The organism is Streptomyces sp. Y309 (assembly GCF_056712025.1).
The window spans coordinates 1,436,368-1,452,758 of record NZ_CM160048.1; the positions used below are offsets into that span (position 1 = coordinate 1,436,368).

17 protein-coding genes are annotated in these 16,391 nt (G+C 72.9%); 3 read left to right on the top strand and 14 right to left on the bottom strand.

Annotated features, from left to right (window positions below):
• Positions 1-42: 42 nt before the first annotated feature.
• The 13 genes from AC0KTA_RS04960 to AC0KTA_RS05020 all read right to left on the bottom strand — a co-directional run bounded on the left by AC0KTA_RS04960 (position 43) and on the right by AC0KTA_RS05020 (position 13,555).
• The gene (locus AC0KTA_RS04960; RefSeq protein WP_481053868.1) at positions 43-1,074 is read right to left on the bottom strand and encodes an ABC transporter substrate-binding protein; all 1,032 of its coding nucleotides are present in this window, start codon (positions 1,072-1,074) and stop codon (positions 43-45) included.
• A 119-nt stretch (positions 1,075-1,193) separates the two neighbouring features.
• Complete coding sequence (locus tag AC0KTA_RS04965) at positions 1,194-2,060, bottom strand: ABC transporter permease (RefSeq protein WP_481053869.1); 867 nt, start codon at positions 2,058-2,060, stop codon at positions 1,194-1,196.
• 140 nt (positions 2,061-2,200) lie between these two features.
• Positions 2,201-3,100 (bottom strand): LysR family transcriptional regulator, encoded by a 900-nt coding sequence (locus AC0KTA_RS04970; protein WP_481053870.1) that lies wholly within the window; start codon positions 3,098-3,100, stop codon positions 2,201-2,203.
• A gap of 285 nt (positions 3,101-3,385) precedes the next feature.
• On the bottom strand, positions 3,386-4,594 hold the full coding sequence (locus AC0KTA_RS04975; RefSeq protein WP_481053871.1) for a glycine C-acetyltransferase: 1,209 nt from the start codon (positions 4,592-4,594) through the stop codon (positions 3,386-3,388).
• Positions 4,595-4,694: 100 nt separating this feature from the next.
• Positions 4,695-5,723 (bottom strand): L-threonine 3-dehydrogenase, encoded by a 1,029-nt coding sequence (tdh, locus tag AC0KTA_RS04980; protein WP_481053872.1) that lies wholly within the window; start codon positions 5,721-5,723, stop codon positions 4,695-4,697.
• 163 nt (positions 5,724-5,886) lie between these two features.
• The gene (locus tag AC0KTA_RS04985) at positions 5,887-7,134 is read right to left on the bottom strand and encodes a Gfo/Idh/MocA family protein (RefSeq protein WP_481053873.1); all 1,248 of its coding nucleotides are present in this window, start codon (positions 7,132-7,134) and stop codon (positions 5,887-5,889) included.
• 75 nt (positions 7,135-7,209) lie between these two features.
• Positions 7,210-7,818 carry a GAF domain-containing protein gene (locus tag AC0KTA_RS04990; protein WP_481053874.1) on the bottom strand — a complete coding sequence of 203 codons (609 nt, stop codon included), beginning with the start codon at positions 7,816-7,818 and terminating at the stop codon, positions 7,210-7,212.
• A 33-nt stretch (positions 7,819-7,851) separates the two neighbouring features.
• Positions 7,852-8,451, bottom strand: a complete 600-nt coding sequence (locus tag AC0KTA_RS04995) for a GTP-binding protein (protein WP_481053875.1) — start codon at positions 8,449-8,451, stop codon at positions 7,852-7,854.
• Positions 8,429-8,800: a DUF742 domain-containing protein gene (locus AC0KTA_RS05000; RefSeq protein WP_481053876.1), complete on the bottom strand. Its 372-nt coding sequence runs from the start codon at positions 8,798-8,800 to the stop codon at positions 8,429-8,431. Before AC0KTA_RS05000 ends, AC0KTA_RS04995 begins: the two co-directional genes overlap by 23 nt.
• Before the next feature lie 2 nt (positions 8,801-8,802).
• Positions 8,803-9,237, bottom strand: coding sequence for a roadblock/LC7 domain-containing protein (locus AC0KTA_RS05005; RefSeq protein ID WP_481053877.1), 435 nt, complete (start codon positions 9,235-9,237; stop codon positions 8,803-8,805).
• Positions 9,238-9,358: 121 nt separating this feature from the next.
• The gene (locus AC0KTA_RS05010) at positions 9,359-11,500 is read right to left on the bottom strand and encodes a sensor histidine kinase (protein ID WP_481053878.1); all 2,142 of its coding nucleotides are present in this window, start codon (positions 11,498-11,500) and stop codon (positions 9,359-9,361) included.
• Positions 11,501-11,862: 362 nt separating this feature from the next.
• The gene (locus tag AC0KTA_RS05015; RefSeq protein WP_481053879.1) at positions 11,863-12,321 is read right to left on the bottom strand and encodes a TetR family transcriptional regulator; all 459 of its coding nucleotides are present in this window, start codon (positions 12,319-12,321) and stop codon (positions 11,863-11,865) included.
• Between the two features lie 49 nt (positions 12,322-12,370).
• Positions 12,371-13,555 carry an MBL fold metallo-hydrolase gene (locus AC0KTA_RS05020; RefSeq protein ID WP_481053880.1) on the bottom strand — a complete coding sequence of 395 codons (1,185 nt, stop codon included), beginning with the start codon at positions 13,553-13,555 and terminating at the stop codon, positions 12,371-12,373.
• A gap of 239 nt (positions 13,556-13,794) precedes the next feature.
• Here AC0KTA_RS05020 and AC0KTA_RS05025 point away from each other — a divergent pair, with 239 nt between their 5' ends.
• The 3 genes from AC0KTA_RS05025 to AC0KTA_RS05035 all read left to right on the top strand — a co-directional run bounded on the left by AC0KTA_RS05025 (position 13,795) and on the right by AC0KTA_RS05035 (position 15,420).
• Positions 13,795-14,373, top strand: coding sequence for a carboxymuconolactone decarboxylase family protein (locus AC0KTA_RS05025; RefSeq protein ID WP_481053881.1), 579 nt, complete (start codon positions 13,795-13,797; stop codon positions 14,371-14,373).
• Positions 14,374-14,479: 106 nt separating this feature from the next.
• Entirely contained in the window at positions 14,480-14,713 is a 234-nt protein-coding gene (locus tag AC0KTA_RS05030) for a hypothetical protein (RefSeq protein ID WP_481053882.1), read from the top strand.
• Between the two features lie 95 nt (positions 14,714-14,808).
• The gene (locus AC0KTA_RS05035; protein ID WP_481053883.1) at positions 14,809-15,420 is read left to right on the top strand and encodes a TetR/AcrR family transcriptional regulator; all 612 of its coding nucleotides are present in this window, start codon (positions 14,809-14,811) and stop codon (positions 15,418-15,420) included.
• 65 nt (positions 15,421-15,485) lie between these two features.
• On the opposite strand, the gene AC0KTA_RS05040 is transcribed toward AC0KTA_RS05035, so the two are convergent.
• A complete protein-coding gene (locus tag AC0KTA_RS05040; protein WP_481053884.1) occupies positions 15,486-16,358 on the bottom strand; it encodes an SIMPL domain-containing protein in 873 nt (290 codons plus the stop codon).
• Between the last annotated feature and the right edge of the window lie 33 nt (positions 16,359-16,391).

A 16,391-nucleotide genomic window follows, 5' to 3' on the forward strand; every position in this document is an offset into this window, starting at 1 on the left:
GTTCAGTGCGGTGTCGTTCACGGTCCCCATCCCCCGCCCCCGTTATCCCTTGACCCCGTTGGCCGCGTCCCAGTACTCGGCGACCGGCTTCGGGCTCTTCACCATGCCCGCCTCCGCGAAGACGTCGATGGTCTGCTTCCAGTCGGCCTCGGTGTTGGCGCCGGGCGCCTTGCCCCGGGTGGCGTCCGTGTGCAGCAGCGTGAGCGTGGTCTTGAACTGCTCCGACAGCACGTCCTGCGGCGGCAGTTGCTCGGACGCGCCCCGCATGGCGGCGACCGCGGGCTTCGGGTTCTTCTCGGCGGCGGCCCAGGACTCGCTCACCGCGGCCGTCATGCGCTTGGCCAGGTCGCCGCGCGCGAGGGTCTTGTTGCCCGCGATCAGGCCGTTGGAGTAGAAGTTCAGGCCGTGCTCGGAGAAGCGCAGGTACGAGACGTCCTTCTTGGCCTTGTTCTGCATGATCGGGCCCTGGTCGCTGGCGTAGCCGAGGAGGGCGTCCGTCCGGCCGGAGATCACCGCGGCGATCTTGCCCGCCGGGTCGGTGTTCTGGACCTTGACGTCGGACAACTCCATGCCGTTCTGCTGCAGGAAGATCGGGAAGGTCTTGGTGAGCGCGTCGCCCGCGGTGCCCGCGACGGACTTGCCCTTGAGGTCGTCGGGCGCGGCGATGTCCTCGCTGCCGAAGAACTGCACGGAGGCGGGCGTCGTCTGCAGATAGACGCCGAGGCTCTTGACCTTGACGCCCTGGTCGACGCCGGCGAGCACGGCCGGGGTGTCGGCCCAGCCGAAGTCGGTCTGTCCGGCGCCGGTCGCCTGCACCGTCTTCTGCGAGCCCTGCCCGGCGCGGATGTCCAGGTCGATGCCGTGCTTCTCGAAGATCTTCTGCTTCTCGCCGTAGTAGAACGGCGCGTGTTCGCCGTACGGATACCAGTTGAGGGTGAGCGTCACCTTGTCCAGCTTCTTGCCGGAGTCACTGACGGTCGTCTTGTCGTCGTCGCCGCAGGCCGTCGCGGTGACGGAGACCAGGAGCAGCGGGAGGAGACCGGGAAGGAGTCGGAATCTGCGCGGCGCTTGCATGGGGTCGGCCCTTCTCGCGTGCGTGGGACGGGACGTGCGCGGTGTCGGAGCGTGGTCGTGGCGACGGTGTCGGAGCGCCGTCGTGGCGGCGGTGTCAGAACGTCGTCGCGGCGGCGGTGTCAGAGCGTCGTCGTAGCAGCGGTGTCGCGGCGGGACGCGTGCCACGGGAGCAGCAGCTTCTCGGCGATCTCCACCAGGACGAAGAGGACGACGCCGATCAGCGACATCACGAGCAGCCCGGCGAACAGCATCGGGGTGTCGAGGTTGCCGTTGGCCTGGAGAATGACGTAGCCGAGGCCTTCGTTCGCGCCGACGAACTCGCCGACGACGGCGCCGGTGACGGCCAGCGTGACGGCGACCTTCAGGCCGGAGAACAGGTGCGGGAGCGAGGCCGGGAAGCGGATCTTCAGGAAGGTCTGCCAGGGCCGGGCGCCCATGGTGGCGGAGAGCTGGAGCATCTCCGGGTCCACGGCCTTGAGCCCCGTCACCATCGAGATCACCACCGGGAAGAAGGCGATGAGGACGGCGATGAGGACCTTCGGGCCGATGCCGAAGCCGAGCCAGACGACGAACAGCGGCGCGATGGCGATCTTCGGTACGACCTGGGCGAAGAGCAGGATCGGGTACAGGGTCTTCTCGACAGTCGACGAAGCGACCATCACGACCGCGCTGAGGACGCCGACGCCGACGGCGATGAGGAAGCCGAGCAGTGTCTCGTACGTGGTGACCCAGCCGTGCTCCCACAGATAGCCGGGCTTGTCGACGATCACGTCGAGGGTGGCGCCGGGCGTGGGCAGCAGATACGACTCGACCCAGCCGGCGGCGGCGATCACCCACCAGGCGCCGAAGCAGACGACCAGCAGGGCGAGCGGCCGCCAGCTCTTCTCGGCCGCCTCGACGACGCGCCGGCGCGGGCTTGGCAGCGTACGCTCGGCGACTCCCGCCGTCGTCTTCGGGGCAGTGGGGGACAGGACGCGCTGGCTCACGGTGAACTCCCCGGAACGTCGGCGGACATCGTTCACGTCATCCAGAAAGCGCTTTCTCGCACGGTGTCCGCCACGCTAATGACTGGCCGACGGCAGGGTCAATACATGGTCGAGAAGTTTCGGCGTACGCGGAGACCGCCCTATCCGGCCGCATCCCCCAGGGCATCCAGAACCGGCGAAATGAGCGGATGCGCCTCCGCGCCGGTCCGCACCGCGGCGAACACCCGCCGGGTGGGCGCGTTCCCGTCCACGGGCCGGACCACCGCACCGGCCACGTCCATGCCGCGCAGCGCGGACCGCGGTACGAGGGCGACTCCGGCCCCCGCCGAGGCGAGCGCGACGACGGCGCGGAAGTCGTCGGAGGTGTGCTCCAGGACCGGCTGGAACCCGGCCTGTTCGCAGGCCAGCACGACCACGTCGTGGCAGGGGTTGCCGGGGAAGGGCCCGATCCACGGGTCCTTGGCGAGCTCGCCCAGCGGCACCCGCTCGCTCCCGGCGGCCCGGTGCCCCGCGGGCAGCACCGCCTCGAACGGCTCGGCGTACAGCGGCACGCGGGTGAGCCGGGAGTCGTCGGCCCCGGGCGCTCCCCGGTACTCGACGGCCACCGCCACGTCCACCTGCCGGTCGAGGACCATCGGCAGGCTCGCGTCGCCCTCCGCGTCCTGGACACGCACCCGGATCCCCGGCGCGGTCTCGGCGAGCCGGGTCAGCGCGGGCGCGACGACGAGCCCGATGCCGGTCGCGAACGAGGCGAGCGTCACCGTGCCCGCCTCGCCGGAGCCGTACGCGGCCAGCTCGGCCTCGGCCCGTTCCAGCTGGGCGAGGACGGCGTTGGTGTGGGCGAGCAGGATCTCGCCGGCGGCGGTCAGCCGGACCCCGCGCGCCGAGCGCTCCACGAGGCGGTGGCCCGTCTCCTGCTCCAGTGCGGTGAGCTGCTGGGAGACGGCGGACGGGGTGAGGTAGAGGGCGGCGGCCGCGGCGGTGACCGTGCGGTGGTCGGCCACCGCACGGAGGATGTGCAGCCGCCGCGCTTCGATCATGCGGTTATTCTCCCACCCACCCGCCCTCACCTGGCGCGGCGGCCCCAGCCCCCGGGCCCTTATGGGGCTACGCCCCTCTCCCCCTTGTCGGCCCTTCGGGCCTCGTCCTCAAACGCCGGACGGGCTGAATACTCGCCGCACCGGGGCATTTCAGCCCAGCCCGGCACCTTCTAGCCCGTCCGGCGTTTGAGGACGAGCCGCGGAGCGGCGATAGCGGGGGTCCAGGGGGCGGCAGCCCCCTGGTTACGGTGAAGGGGTGGGACTGGGGCGCCTCCCCGCGAGGGCCTACGCGCCCGCGCCCTCCAGCTCCGCCCGAGCCGACACGAACGCGTCCACCGCCCGGTCCACGTCCTCCGTGGAGTGCGCCGCCGACAGCTGGACGCGGATGCGGGCCTGCCCCTGCGGCACCACAGGGTACGAGAAGCCGATCACGTACACGCCCCGCTCGAGGAGCAGCTCGGCCATGCGTCCGGCCACCGCCGCGTCCCCGATCATGACGGGCGCGATCGCGTGGTCGCCGGGAAGGACGTCGAAGCCCTCCGCGGCCATCCGGGACCGGAACAGCGCGGTGTTCGCCGCGAGCCGCTCCCGCAGATCCCCGGCCGACTCCAGCAGGTCGAGCACCTTCAGGGAGGCCGCCGCGATCACCGGGGCGAGGGTGTTGGAGAACAGGTAGGGGCGCGAGCGCTGGCGCAGCAGTGCGACGATCTCGGCGCGGGCGGCGACGTAGCCACCGGACGCACCGCCGAGCGCCTTGCCGAGCGTGCCGGTGATGATGTCGACGCGGTCCATGACGCCGTGCAGCTCGGGCGTGCCCCGGCCGCCGGAGCCGACGAAGCCGACGGCGTGCGAGTCGTCGACCATGACCATGGCGTCGTACCGCTCGGCGAGGTCGCAGATCTCGGCGAGCGGCGCGACGTACCCGTCCATGGAGAAGACGCCGTCGGTGACGACGAGCTTGCGCCGGGCGCCGCCCTCGGTGGCCTCCTTGAGCTGCTTCTCCAGGTCGGCGAGGTCGCGGTTGGCGTAGCGGAAGCGGCGGGCCTTGGACAGGCGGATGCCGTCGATGATCGAGGCGTGGTTCAACGCGTCCGAGATGACCGCGTCCTCGGGGCCGAGCAGCGTCTCGAAGACGCCGCCGTTGGCGTCGAAGCAGGAGGAGTAGAGGATCGTGTCCTCCTGGCCGAGGAAGGAGGAAAGGCGCGCCTCCAGCTCCTTGTGCACCTCCTGGGTGCCGCAGATGAAGCGCACGGACGCCATGCCATAGCCCCACCGGTCGAGGGCCTTGTGCGCGGCGGCGATCACCTCGGGGTGGTCGGCGAGCCCGAGGTAGTTGTTCGCGCAGAAGTTCAGTACGTCGCCGGGGCGGCCGCCCTCGGTGACGCCGACCGTCGCGGACTGCGGGGTGCCGATGACGCGCTCGGGCTTGTGCAGGCCGGCGGCGCGGATCTCGTCGAGGGTGGCGGCGATGTCGTCGCGTACGGAGTCGAACATCAAGGAGTCCTTCGGAGTTCGGAGTTCAGCGGGTGGGCGGAGCCGGGACCCGGGCGGGCCGGGCGCTCGGGCCGCCGCGGGCTCGGGCGGTCCAGGGGGATCAGGCGGTCCAGTCGAGGATGACCTTGCCGCCGCGGCCGCTCGCCGCGTCGTCGAAGGCCTCCTGGAAGTCGCGGTACCCGTACCGGCCGGTGATCACGGGCGCGAGGTCGAGGCCGCCTTCGAGCAGCACCGACATGGCGTACCAGGTCTCGAACATCTCGCGGCCGTAGATGCCCTTGATCGTGATCATGGAGGTGACGATCCGCGCCCAGTCGACGGCGAACTCCTCGGCCGGCAGGCCGAGCATGGCGATCTTGCCGCCGTGGGTCATGTTGGCGACCATGTCGCGCATCGCGCGCGGGTTGCCGGACATCTCCAGGCCGACGTCGAAGCCCTCGCGCAGGCCCAGCTCGCGCTGTCCGTCGGCGATGGTGGACTCGGCGACGTTGAGGGCGAGGCTGACGCCGGTCTTGCGGGCGAGCTGGAGGCGCTCCTCGCTGACGTCGGTGATGACGACGTTGCGGGCGCCCGCGTGCTTGGCGACGGCCGCGGCCATCAGGCCGATCGGCCCCGCGCCGGTGATCAGGACGTCCTCGCCGACCAGCGGGAAGGACAGGGCGGTGTGCACGGCGTTGCCGAACGGGTCGAAGATCGCCGCGACGTCGAGGTCCACCGGCACCCGGTGCACCCACACATTGGCGGCGGGCAGCGCGACGTACTCCGCGAACGCGCCGTCGCGGCCGACGCCGAGCCCGACCGTGGCGCGGCACAGGTGGCGCCGTCCCGCCTGACAGTTGCGGCACTTGCCGCACACCAGGTGGCCCTCGCCGCTCACCCGGTCCCCGGCCTTGATGTCCGCGACGTCGCGGCCGGTGTCGACGACCTCGCCCACGAACTCGTGTCCGACGATCAGTGGCGCCGCGATGGTCTGCTGCGCCCAGCCGTCCCAGGCCCGGATGTGCAGGTCGGTCCCGCAGATCCCGGTGCGCAGCACCTTGATCAGGACGTCGCCGGGGCCGATCTCCGGCTCCGGGACGTCCATCAGGCGGAGCCCGGGCTCCGCTTTCTCCTTGACCAGCGCCTTCACGCGACGACTCCTGTCGTGCCTCTGGGGGGTGCCGGCGTCCCGTACCTCTCGCGTACGTCGCGTCCCGGTGGCCTGCACCGGTCGCACACCGACGCACAGCAATCTTCCGTACGTCGCGCCGCTGGTCCATCGAGGATTTCTTAAGCGCTGCCGCAGCTTTCCTTCAGACCGCAGGCGGGCCACCTGTCACCGGGCCGGTCGGGCCGGCGTGCCTGCTCTTATCGGCCCAGCGCGCCTGCCCTCGTTCGAAGTAGGCGATCAGCTCCGGGGCGAGCTCCGGCACCTCGCGCGGGGTGCCGCCGTCCCGCAGCGACTCGGTGGCCCGCACCCCGGCCGCGACGGCCATCCGCGCGGCCACCGGCGAGGTGTCGGTGGCTCCACCGTCACGCACGAAGCGCAGGAACTCGTCGACGAGCAGCGGATCGGCGCCGCCGTGCCCGCCCTCGTCCTGGACGTCCGGCACCGGGTACGCGGCGTCGCTCTCCGCGCGGTACGTCGAGCGGCGCGCGTTCCAGACCCTGACGACTCCCCCGGGGCTGTCGCCGAAGTTCTCCAGGCGGCCCGCGTCGCCGATGACGGTGTAGTTGCGCCAGTAGTCGGGCGTGAAGTGGCACTGCTGGTAGGCCGCCAACACTCCGTTGTCGAGGCGCATGTTGACCAGGGACACGTCCTCGACGTCGATGACGGGGTTGAGGGCGCGCTGGGTGCCCGGCGGCCAGTGGCCGTCCTCGGCGTACCAGTCGTCGGCCTTGGGTTCGCCGGGCGCGCGGCGGTGCGGGTTGGCGCCGTAGACCATGAGGTCGCCGAGCGCCTGCACCTGCCGGGTCCAGCCGCCCGCGAGCCAGTGCAGTACGTCGATGTCGTGGGCGGCCTTCTGGAGCAACAGGCCGGTGGTGTAACGGCGTTCGGCGTGCCAGTCCTTGAAGTACCAGTCGCCGCCGTATCCGACGAAGTGGCGCACCCAGACCGTCCTGACCTCCCCGATCTCGCCGCGCGCGATGATGTCGCGCATCAGCCGGACCACGGGCATGTGGCGCATGTTGTGCCCGACGTACAGCCGGGTGCCGGTGTCGTACGCGGCGCGCAGGATCTCGTCGCACGCCTCGACGTCGATGGCGAGCGGCTTCTCCACGAACACCGGCCTGCCCGCGCGCAGCGCCTCGACGGTGAGCTCGGCGTGGGTGTGGTCGGGGGTGAGGACGAGGACGGCGTCGACGTCCGGGTCCTCGACGACCTTGCGGTGGTCGGCGGATATCCGGGCGCCGGGGAAGGCCGCGGCGGCGTCCGCGCGGGCCGCCGGGTCGTGGTCGGCGACCGCGGTGACGCGGGAGCCCGCGCCGGGCCGGTGGGCGACGCGCGCGAGGGAGCCGCGCAGTCCATAGCCGAGGACGCCGAGACGGAGGTCGGTCATGTGGAGACCTTTCGTGGGGCGGACACGCACGGCGCCACGGTACGGATCACGTTCCCCGGGAACGACCCGGTTCCGTCACAGCGGGGCGGCCAAGTCCCCGTCGTCCTCGCGGCGCTGGACGCGCTCGGCCAGCTCGGCCGCCATCGACTTGATCGTGTCGAGCCCGGCGCGCCCCCACGGCCGCGGCCGGACGTCGGCGACGCACACCGTGCCGAGCACGAGCCCGGCGCGATCGGCGAGCGGTGCGCCCAGGTAGGACCGGATCCCGATCTCGTCGACGACCGGGTTGCCCGCGAACCGCGGGTAGTCGCTCACGTCCTCAAGGACCAGCGCCTTGCCCCGCACCACCACGTGCGGGCAGTAGCCGCGCTCGCGCGCCATGTGCCGCCCGATGACGCCGGGCGGCAGCTCCGCCACGTCGTTCCCCACCGCGATCTCCACCCCCGCGATCTCCGGCTCCGCGATCAGCGGCGCGTGCAGCCCGGCGAAGAACTGACCTTCCTCGTCGATGAAGTTGACCATCGCGTAGGGCGCGTCCAGCACCCGCGCGAGCCGGTCCGCGAACGCGTCGAGCCCGGGTTCGCACCGCTCCCCCAGGCCCAGTTCGCGCAGCCGCCGCACCCGGGCCGGCGCCTCCTTGTCGACCGGGGTCAGCAGTAGCCGGCCGGCCGCTTCGTACGTCATCGGCGTACTCCCGTCATCGGCGTGCTCCAGGGTTCATGTGGTGCGGGCCCCGTAGGTGGGCTCGGCGGGGGCGTGGGCGAGCAGGTGGCGTACGAGGGTGAGGAGCGTCTGGATGCCGGAGCTGGAGATGCGCGCGTCGCAGCGGACGACCGGCACCTGCGGGTCCAGGTCGATGGCGGCGCGCACTTCCTCGGGCTCGTAGCGGTAGGAGCCGTCGAACTCGTTGATGGCGACGATGAATCCCATGCCGCGCTGCTCGAAGAAGTCGACGGCGGCGAAGCAGTCCTCCAGGCGCCGGGTGTCGGCGAGGACCACCGCGCCGAGCGCTCCCTCGGACAGTTCGTCCCACATGAACCAGAACCGCTCCTGGCCGGGCGTGCCGAAGAGGTACAGCACGTGCTCCGGGTCGAGGGTGATCCGCCCGAAGTCCATGGCGACGGTCGTCGTGGTCTTGTGCTCCACGCCCGACAGGTCGTCGGTGGCCTCGCTGACCGTGGTGAGCAACTCCTCCGTGCTCAGCGGGGCGATCTCGCTGACCGCGCCCACGAAGGTCGTCTTGCCGACCCCGAACCCGCCCGCGACGAGGATCTTCAGCGCGGTGGGGAAGGGGTCAGAGCTGTCGTCGTAGTCCATCGAGCACTGCCTCCAACAGGGACCGGTCAGTTGGGTTGTGGTAGAAGTCCGGGGCTCTGGTGGTGATCGCCCCGCTGTCGACGAGGTCGGAGAGGATCACCTTGGTGACCACCGCGGGCAGCTTGAGCTGGGCGGCGATCTCCGCGACGGACGTGGGGGCCTCGCACATGCCGAGTGCGAGCGTGTGCTCGGGGCCGAGATAGCCGGCCGGGACGGTTCCGGTCGCCCGCACCTGGGACAGCAGGTCGAGCTGTGCCGTCGGTCTGGTGCGTCCGTCGCTGACCGTGTAGGGGCGGATGAGCCGCCCCGCGGCGTCGTCGAGCCATGGCCCGTCGTGCGGGGCCCCCACGCTCAGTGCCTCAACGACGCGGGCTCGACGGCGGGTTGGCGGGGCGCTGTGACCAGGTAGGGGCGCACGCTCTTGACGAGCATCGCCATCTCGTACCCCAGGACCGCGGCGTCCGCGTCGCGCCCGGCGAGTACGGCGAGACAGGTGCCCGAGCCCGCCGTGGACACGAAGAGGAGCGTCGAGTCGAGCTCCACGACCACTTGGCGCACGTCCCCGCCGTCCCCGAAGCGGACGCCCGCGCTGCGGCCGAGGGAGTAGAGCCCCGAGGCCAGCGCCGCCATGTGGTCGGCGCTGTCCGGGTCGAGGCCATGGACCGACTTCACGAGTCCGTCGCAGGAGAGCAGGACGGCGCTCTGAGTGTGCGGCACGCGCTGCACGAGGCCGCTCATCAGCCAGTCGAGATCGGATACATGGCCGGTCGGCGCATCGCTCGCCATGGTGGATCGACTCCTTGAAGTACGGGTTCTCAAAGTGCTCGGGGTCTGCGGGGGCAGAGGGGCGGGGTGCGGGCCGGGGTCGGGGTCGGGGGGTCCGGTCGTGCCGATGGGGCCGCCGTGGTCAGCTGCCGTCCTGGTCGCCGCCGCGGCCGGTGCCGTCGCCGGGTCCCGGGCCCGCACCGGCGTCGTGGTCGTGTGGTGTTTCCCGGGCCTCGGCCGCCTGGGCGAGCCCGATGCCGCGCTGGAAGGCGGCCATCAGGCCCGGGTCGTGGCCGACGTGCTCGTCGTCCGCGCGCGGGGCGCGGGCGTCGCGCAACTGGGGTGCGAGGTGTTCCTGGGCGCGGCGCCTGGGCAACTGCGGTCTGCCGACCCGGCCGCGCACGGCGCCGTTGCGGGGCACCGGCGGGGCGGCGGTGTGCTCGACGGCGCTCTGCCGGTCCTCGGGGCGGATGCCGGGCAGGGCTTCGGCGGGGGTGGGCCGGTCTCCTCGGGGGCGGCGGACGGGCAGGGGGGCGGTCGGGGCGGCGGGGTCGGTGGTGACCGGGCTGCCGTTGCGAGGGGTGAGCGGTTGGGTGGGGTGGTGGGGCTGGGGCGGGTAGGGGGCCGTGGCCTGGGGGGCGGCGTCAGCGCGCGTGCCGGTCCCGGGCCCGGGATACGAAGGGGACGTGCCGGCGGCGGGGTACGAAGCCGACGTACCGCCGCCGGGATGCGAGCCGGACGTCCCGGCCCCAGGCTGCGCGCCGGACGTTCCAGGCCCGGGATGCGAGCCGGACGCCCCGGTGCCGGGATGTGCACCGGACGGGTCAGCCCCGAGCTGCGGACCCGGCGTGCCAGGCGCCCCGAGCCGCGAACCGGGCGCACCTGCTCCGAGCCGCGAACCCGACGCACCCGCCCCGAGCCGCGAACCCGACGTACCGGCCCCGCTCGGCGGACCCGCCCCCCGCCGCGAGGCGGGCGCGGCGCCCGACGTGGCCCGGCGCGGCCCCGGCACCATTCCGCTCGCCCCGCCGCTCCCGTCCTTCCCACCGCCGCGGGCCGCGGCGGCCGCCTCGTCCTGCTCGGCGCCGAGGAGCCCCTGCGGCACGATCAGGACGGCCTGCACACCGCCGTAGATGTTGGTCTGGAGGCGCACCGCGATGCCGTGCCTGCGGGCGAGCGCGGAGACGACGAAGAGCCCGATGCGCCCGTCCTGGAGCAGGCTCGCGACGTTCACCTGGTCGGGGTCGGCGAGGAGTTGGTTCATCCGGCTCTGCTCGGTGAGGGGCATGCCGAGGCCGCGGTCCTCGACCTCGATGGCGAGCCCGGCGGTCACGCGGTTGGCGCGCAGCAGGACTTGGGTGTGCGGGGCGGAGAACACCGTGGCGTTCTCGACGAGTTCGGCGAGCAGGTGGATGACGTCGGCGACGGCGTGCCCGCGCAGGGTGCCGTCGACCGGCGGCACCAGCTTGACCCGCGAGTACTGCTCGACCTCCGCGATCGAGGACCGCAGCACCTCCGTCATGGTCACCGGCCTGCTCCACTGGCGCCGGGACATGGCGCCGCCGAGCACGGCGAGGTTCTCCGCGTGCCGCCGGATACGGGTGGCGAGGTGGTCGATGTGGAAGAGGCCCTTGAGGAGTTCGGGGTCCTCGACGGTGTTCTCCAGGTCGTCGAGGAGCGAGATCTCGCGGTGTACGAGGGACTGGAGCCGCCGGGCCAGATTGACGAAGACCTCGACCTTCTGCTCGCTGCCCGCCTGGCTGGAGAGCTGCGCCGCCTGCACGACGGCGGTGACGGCGCCGTCGTGCGCGCGGGACAGCTCCTCGGCGAGCAGGCCGAATTCGTCCCCCGCGGCCACGGGGCGCGCGGACTGCTGCCCGGGCGCGGGCGGTACGTCGCCGCGGCGCAGCTGTTCGACGAGTTCACGCAGGTCGGCCTGGCCGCGCGCGGTGGCGCGGCGCAGCGCGCCGACGCGCTCGCGCACGGACCGCGCGGCCCGGTCGGCGGCCACCGCGGCGATCACCACGCAGGCGAGGCCCAGGACCGCGGCGGCGGCGAGGACGGCGAGCAGCGGCAGCCGCGGCCGAGCCCCGGCGTCCCGGATCAGGAGGAGCACGGCCGCGCCGCCGCACAGGCCGACCGCGACGGCGGGCAGCACGGCGATGCGTACGAGCTGGGGCCGTATGCGCGCCTCGGGCAGCGACGGGGCGCGGTTCCCGGACCTGCCGTGCCGGCCGCCCTCACGGCGGTCTGCGCGTGCTGCCGGTGCGCGAAGGTGAGACATCAGCGTCCTCGGTACGTTGCGACGGGCGCCGCGGCGGTCTGCTGCGGCACCTCGTCGATGACATCGCGATGCCGGCCGGCAGGCCGTGATGTGACCCCTGCGTCGCCCGACGGCCACACACGGTAGTCGTCAACGCATCATGTGCGATGGGCAGTTGACAAACTCCGATGGGCAGCGTCCCGCTCTGGTATGACGCGTCGCACGCCCGGGCGAAAACACTCGTACGGCCGAGCGAAGAGGGGCTCGGCCGCCGGTTCCGGCGCCGGGCACGCTCCCCTGAGCCCCCGCCAAGCCCCCGTCAGCCCAGGGGATGTTGGTTGAGTGAGCCTCTTGAAGCATCCGGACAGCCGCCGCCAGGTGCATCAGGGCCAGTACGGCGACGGCCACCCCGGTCCAGACGGCGCGGGCGCGCCGTGCAAGAAGATCTCCACCAGCTCCTGCGTGGTCAGCTCCGGCTCGTCCTCCAGATGCGGCTGGGTGAAGAGCAGCCCGAAGAACAGGGCCGCGATCTGCTCCGGCGGCCGGCGCAGCGCGGCCTTGTCGGGCTCGAGGAGCTCCGCGAGGGCCGCGCGGATGCGGGTCGTCGACTCCTCGCGGCCCGCGCCGCGCACCGTGCCGGGGTGCTTGCCGCCGCGGTGCCCGGAGGTGTGCAGCGAGCCGGCGATCGCGCCCATCCGGGGCAGGTGCGCCTGCAACTCGTCCTTGTCGGCGAAGACCCGGAAGATCGTGCCCTCGCCGATGCCCGCGGCGCGGGCGACCTTCGCGGTGGTCACCGCGGCGCCGCACTCGGCGATCAGCGGGATCGCGGTCTGGATGATCATCGCGCGCCGCCGCTCCGGCGACATGCCGGGGGCGCGGCAGCCTCTTCCCTCACCGCTCGCCCGCGAGGTCGAGACCTTCCCGGGCAGAAGCCGTCGAAGCGTCCGGCGACCATGCTCGGCGCCATGGGCGGGCCATCGGTTCGGACAGAGCCCGCCACCAGCGGGTGTTCGGAAGCGCCCCGGAGGGCTCGAAGGGCTCCCCTGGGAGGGGTGTGGCAACGCTCTGCCCGACTGGTTCCGCCGCGTCGACCGTCCACTCGCCCGGCTCTGCCCACGAGTGCGGCGCGAGGTTGAAGGTGCCCCAGTGGATGGGCAGCAGTACGCCGTGCGGCCGCCCGCCCTGGAGGTCGAGGTGGGCGCGCATGCCCTCGTCCGGTCGCATGTGGATATCTGGCCAGAAGTCCGAATATGCCCCGATCTGGATCATCGTGGCGTCGAACGGGCCGTGCAGGGCGCCGATGTCCTTGAACCCGGGGAAGTACCCGGTGTCGCCGCTGTGGAAGACGCGGTGCTCCGGGCCGCGCACGCTCCAGGACGCCCACAGCGTGTGCTGCCCGTTGCGCAGGCCGCGCCCGCAGAAGTGCCGCGCGGGCGTCGCCGTCAGGCTCAGCCCGGCGACGTCCGTGGACTCGTGCCAGTCCAGCTCGCGCAGCCGGTCCGCGGGCACGCCCCACCGCTCCAGGTGCGCGCCGACGCCGAGCGGCACCACGAACACCGTGTCCGTGCCCGCGAGCGCCTTGATGCTGGGCAGGTCCAGGTGATCGTAGTGGTCATGCGAGATGACGACCGCGTCGACCGGGCCGAGCGCCGCGAGCGGCACCGGCACCGGGTGCAGCCGCTTCGGCCCGACGAAGGCGAACGGCGAGCACCGCTCGCCCCACACGGGGTCGAAGAGCACCCGGCGCCCGTCGATCTCGGCGAGCACGCTGGAGTGCCCCATCCAGGTGAGCCGGAGGCCGCTCGCGGGAGGCTTGGCGAGGTCCGCCAGGGTCGTCGCGTGCACCGGGATCGGGCCGGACGGGCTGCGGCGGGCCCGCTCCTCCTTACGGAAGTAGATCTTCGCGAACTCCAGGGCGGACCCGGACGGCCTGGTGCGCGCCCCCATCGGGTTCTGGAACGAGCCGTTCGCGAAGTGCGGCGATCTGCGGATGCGCGCGAGCCGCTCACCGGTGGGATCCGCTCCGAAGGCGGGCGGCCGCAGTGAACGGAGCCGGGGGCTCGAGAACCGGGACACGGCACCTCCAGGAACAGGATTGCTCAGGCTCCCCCATTATGTGCGCCACTCCCGACAGCGGCTGTCGGAAGGGGCTCGGGCCACGGTCGGCCGCTGTCGGACCGGGCGCCCCTGGCCAGGCACCGGGCGCCAGCGGCCGCCGCGGCCCGCCGCGATGTCACATCCGCGCCCGTCCGTTCCGTCACCTCATCGAGACGGCGAACCACGCCGCGTACGACGTACGACATGGAGGTGGCCCCATGGCCCGCATCTCGCTGAGCCCGCCCCGCACGCTGTTCTTCCGCGCCATGGAGTGGTATTCGAAGCGTACGTACGGCAAGGTCCTCGACCCGGGCAGGGCGATGGCCCACCACCGGCGCGCCCTCTGGTCCTACCTCCGCTTCGAGCAGTCCGTGGCCAAGTGGAACAAGCTCGACGCCGACCTGAAGGCGCTGGCCGTCATGGCGTCGGCGGCGTCCATCGGCTGCTCCTGGTGCATGGATTTCGGCTACTGGGAGAACCACGGGCGCGGCATGGACCCGCGGAAGCTGCACGACGTGCCGCTGTGGCGCGAGAGCGACGTCTACACACCGCTGGAGCGTGACGTGATGGCGTACGCGGAGGCGATGACCGCGAACCCGCCCGAGGTCGACGACGAGCTCGCCGACCGGCTGCTCACGCGGCTCGGCGAGCCCGCGTTCGTGGAGCTGACCATGATGGTGGCCGTGGAGAACCTGCGCTCGCGCTTCAACTCCGCGATGGGGCTGACCAGTCAGGGCTTCAAGGCGTCCTGCGAGCTGCGCGACGCGCCCGCCCACAGGTCCGCGGAGCGCCCGTGATGCACTCGCTACTGACCGATCAGTCAGTAGCCTCCGACGGGAGCCGCGCCATGGACCGTCGGGAGCCGCGCCACTGAGGGGCAGGAGCCGCCGCGGCTTCCTCGTCGTGGACCGGCTGGTGCGCGGGGTGTGCGGCGGGGGCCTGCGGATGCGGCCGGGCTGCACTCTGCACTACGACCCGCGGGCCCGCTACGTCCCGCTCGGCGGCGCCAAGGGCGGCGAGGTACTCGCGCGGGCGCGGCGGGACGGCACGACACCCCGCGCCGCCGCACACGCCCTGGCCGCCGAACGCCTCCCGGAGATCACCGAACGCTTCGGCCGGTACGCACCGGGCGCGTGAGTGCGCGCCGCGGGGGAACCCACGCGCCGTGCCGCTGATGGGCCCCGCCTGACGCGCATAGGCCCAGCGTGACGCGCGTAGGTAGGGTGCACGGCGTGACAAGAGTGCGGTTGAGCGTGGCGGAGCGGCGGGCGGAGCTGTTGGCCGCCACCGTCGAACAGATCGAGGCGCGCGGCGTGGCGGCCGTGCGCATCGCGGACGTCGCCGCCGCGCTGGGCGTGAGCAACGCCCTTGTCCTGTACCACTTCTCGACCAAGGACGAGCTGGTGGCCGCAGCGTTCGCGCACGCCGCCGAGGGCGATCTGGCGCACCTGCACAAGCTGCTCGGCCGCCGTACGTCGGCGGTGCGCCGGCTGCGGGCGGCGGTGCGCTGGTACGCGCCGACGGGCCCGGCCAAGGGATGGCGGCTGTGGATCGAGGGCTGGTCGTCGGCCCTGCGCGAGCCCGCGCTGCGGTCGGTCACCCGTGATCTGGACCGCCGCTGGAAGGAAGCCCTCGCCGACGTCATCGCACAGGGCGTGGCCGCGGGCGAGTTCCGCTGCCCCGACCCCGCGGTCGCCGCCTTGCGCCTGACGGCCCTGCTCGACGGCCTCGCCGTCCAGATGACGGCCTACCCCGGCGCGGTGTCCCGGGCCCGGACCCGTGCCTGGGCGGACGAGGCCCTGGCCCGCGAACTCGGCCTGTCCCCGGAGGACTTGAAGGGCTGAGGCTCGAAGGGCGGAGGCTGGAACGGCTGAGGACTTGAAGAGCTGAGGACTCGAGGGGCTGCGCCTCACCGCAACTCGTACACCGCCACCACCGACACGTTGTCCTCGATCTCCCCCGGCGCCACCGGCACCCCGTCGTGCTTGGCGAAGGCGGCCGGGGACACCGTCAGCGGGCGCGGGTCGGCGGCCTCGGCCTCGTTGAGGGAGACCAGGCGGCCGAGCCCGCGGCCGGACAGGCTCGCGTAGTGCTCGGCCTTGGAGCGGGCGTCCGCGTGCGCGGCCTGGCGGGCCTTGGCGCGCAGGGGCCGCGCGTCGGCGATGTCGAAGGACACCCCGTTGATGCGGACGGCGTCCCCCGCGGCGTCCGACGCGGCCTTGATCACCCGGCTGGTCCGGTGCAGCTCGCGGACCTTGACGCTGAAGCTCTGCGCGGCCCGGTAGCCGGTCAGCTTCGACACCCCGCTGCTGTCCTCGTACACAGCGGAGAGCTCAAGGCTGTCGGTCCGCACGTCGCGCTCGGCGACCCCCTGCCCGCGCACCGCGCGGAGCAGCGCGTCGGCGGCGGCGTGCTGCGCGGCGAGCGCCTTCTCGGCCGTCGGCGCGGTGACCTCCACGGCCATGCTGACCACGGCGAGATCGGGCGCCGCACTCGCGGAGCCGGTGCCGGTGACGGTCACCGTGGAGGGCGCGGGAGCCGGAGCGGCGGCTGGAGCGAGCACCTGCGAGGCGGGCGGGGCCGGGGCCGCGTCGGCGGCCGCGGGCACGGCGAGCGCCCCGGAGAGACCGAGCGCGGCGAGCGTGACGAGGGCCGCGGCGAGGGCGCGCAGCGGAGTACGCGGACGCGCGGCGCCTGCGGGCGCGGACGGCCGACGGACGAAGGCGGCCGCAGGAATGCGGTGGTCCCCGGGGCGCGCGGACGGGCGCGGAATCGCGGCCATGGGTGGGCGCGGAGTTGTGGCCACGGGCGGGCG

Excerpts from the sequence above, each read along its gene's own strand:
- AC0KTA_RS04960 (WP_481053868.1), bottom strand. The coding sequence starts at position 1,074 with ATGCAAGCGCCGCGCAGATTCCGACTCCTTCCCGGTCTCCTCCCGCTG.
- AC0KTA_RS04970 (WP_481053870.1), bottom strand. The coding sequence starts at position 3,100 with ATGATCGAAGCGCGGCGGCTGCACATCCTCCGTGCGGTGGCCGACCAC.
- AC0KTA_RS04975 (WP_481053871.1), bottom strand. The coding sequence starts at position 4,594 with ATGTTCGACTCCGTACGCGACGACATCGCCGCCACCCTCGACGAGATC.
- AC0KTA_RS04985 (WP_481053873.1), bottom strand. The coding sequence starts at position 7,134 with ATGACCGACCTCCGTCTCGGCGTCCTCGGCTATGGACTGCGCGGCTCC.
- AC0KTA_RS04990 (WP_481053874.1), bottom strand. The coding sequence starts at position 7,818 with ATGACGTACGAAGCGGCCGGCCGGCTACTGCTGACCCCGGTCGACAAG.
- AC0KTA_RS04995 (WP_481053875.1), bottom strand. The coding sequence starts at position 8,451 with ATGGACTACGACGACAGCTCTGACCCCTTCCCCACCGCGCTGAAGATC.
- AC0KTA_RS05005 (WP_481053877.1), bottom strand. The coding sequence starts at position 9,237 with ATGGCGAGCGATGCGCCGACCGGCCATGTATCCGATCTCGACTGGCTG.
- AC0KTA_RS05010 (WP_481053878.1), bottom strand. The coding sequence starts at position 11,500 with ATGTCTCACCTTCGCGCACCGGCAGCACGCGCAGACCGCCGTGAGGGC.
- AC0KTA_RS05015 (WP_481053879.1), bottom strand. The coding sequence starts at position 12,321 with ATGATCATCCAGACCGCGATCCCGCTGATCGCCGAGTGCGGCGCCGCG.
- AC0KTA_RS05025 (WP_481053881.1), top strand. The coding sequence starts at position 13,795 with ATGGCCCGCATCTCGCTGAGCCCGCCCCGCACGCTGTTCTTCCGCGCC.
- AC0KTA_RS05040 (WP_481053884.1), bottom strand. The coding sequence starts at position 16,358 with ATGGCCGCGATTCCGCGCCCGTCCGCGCGCCCCGGGGACCACCGCATT.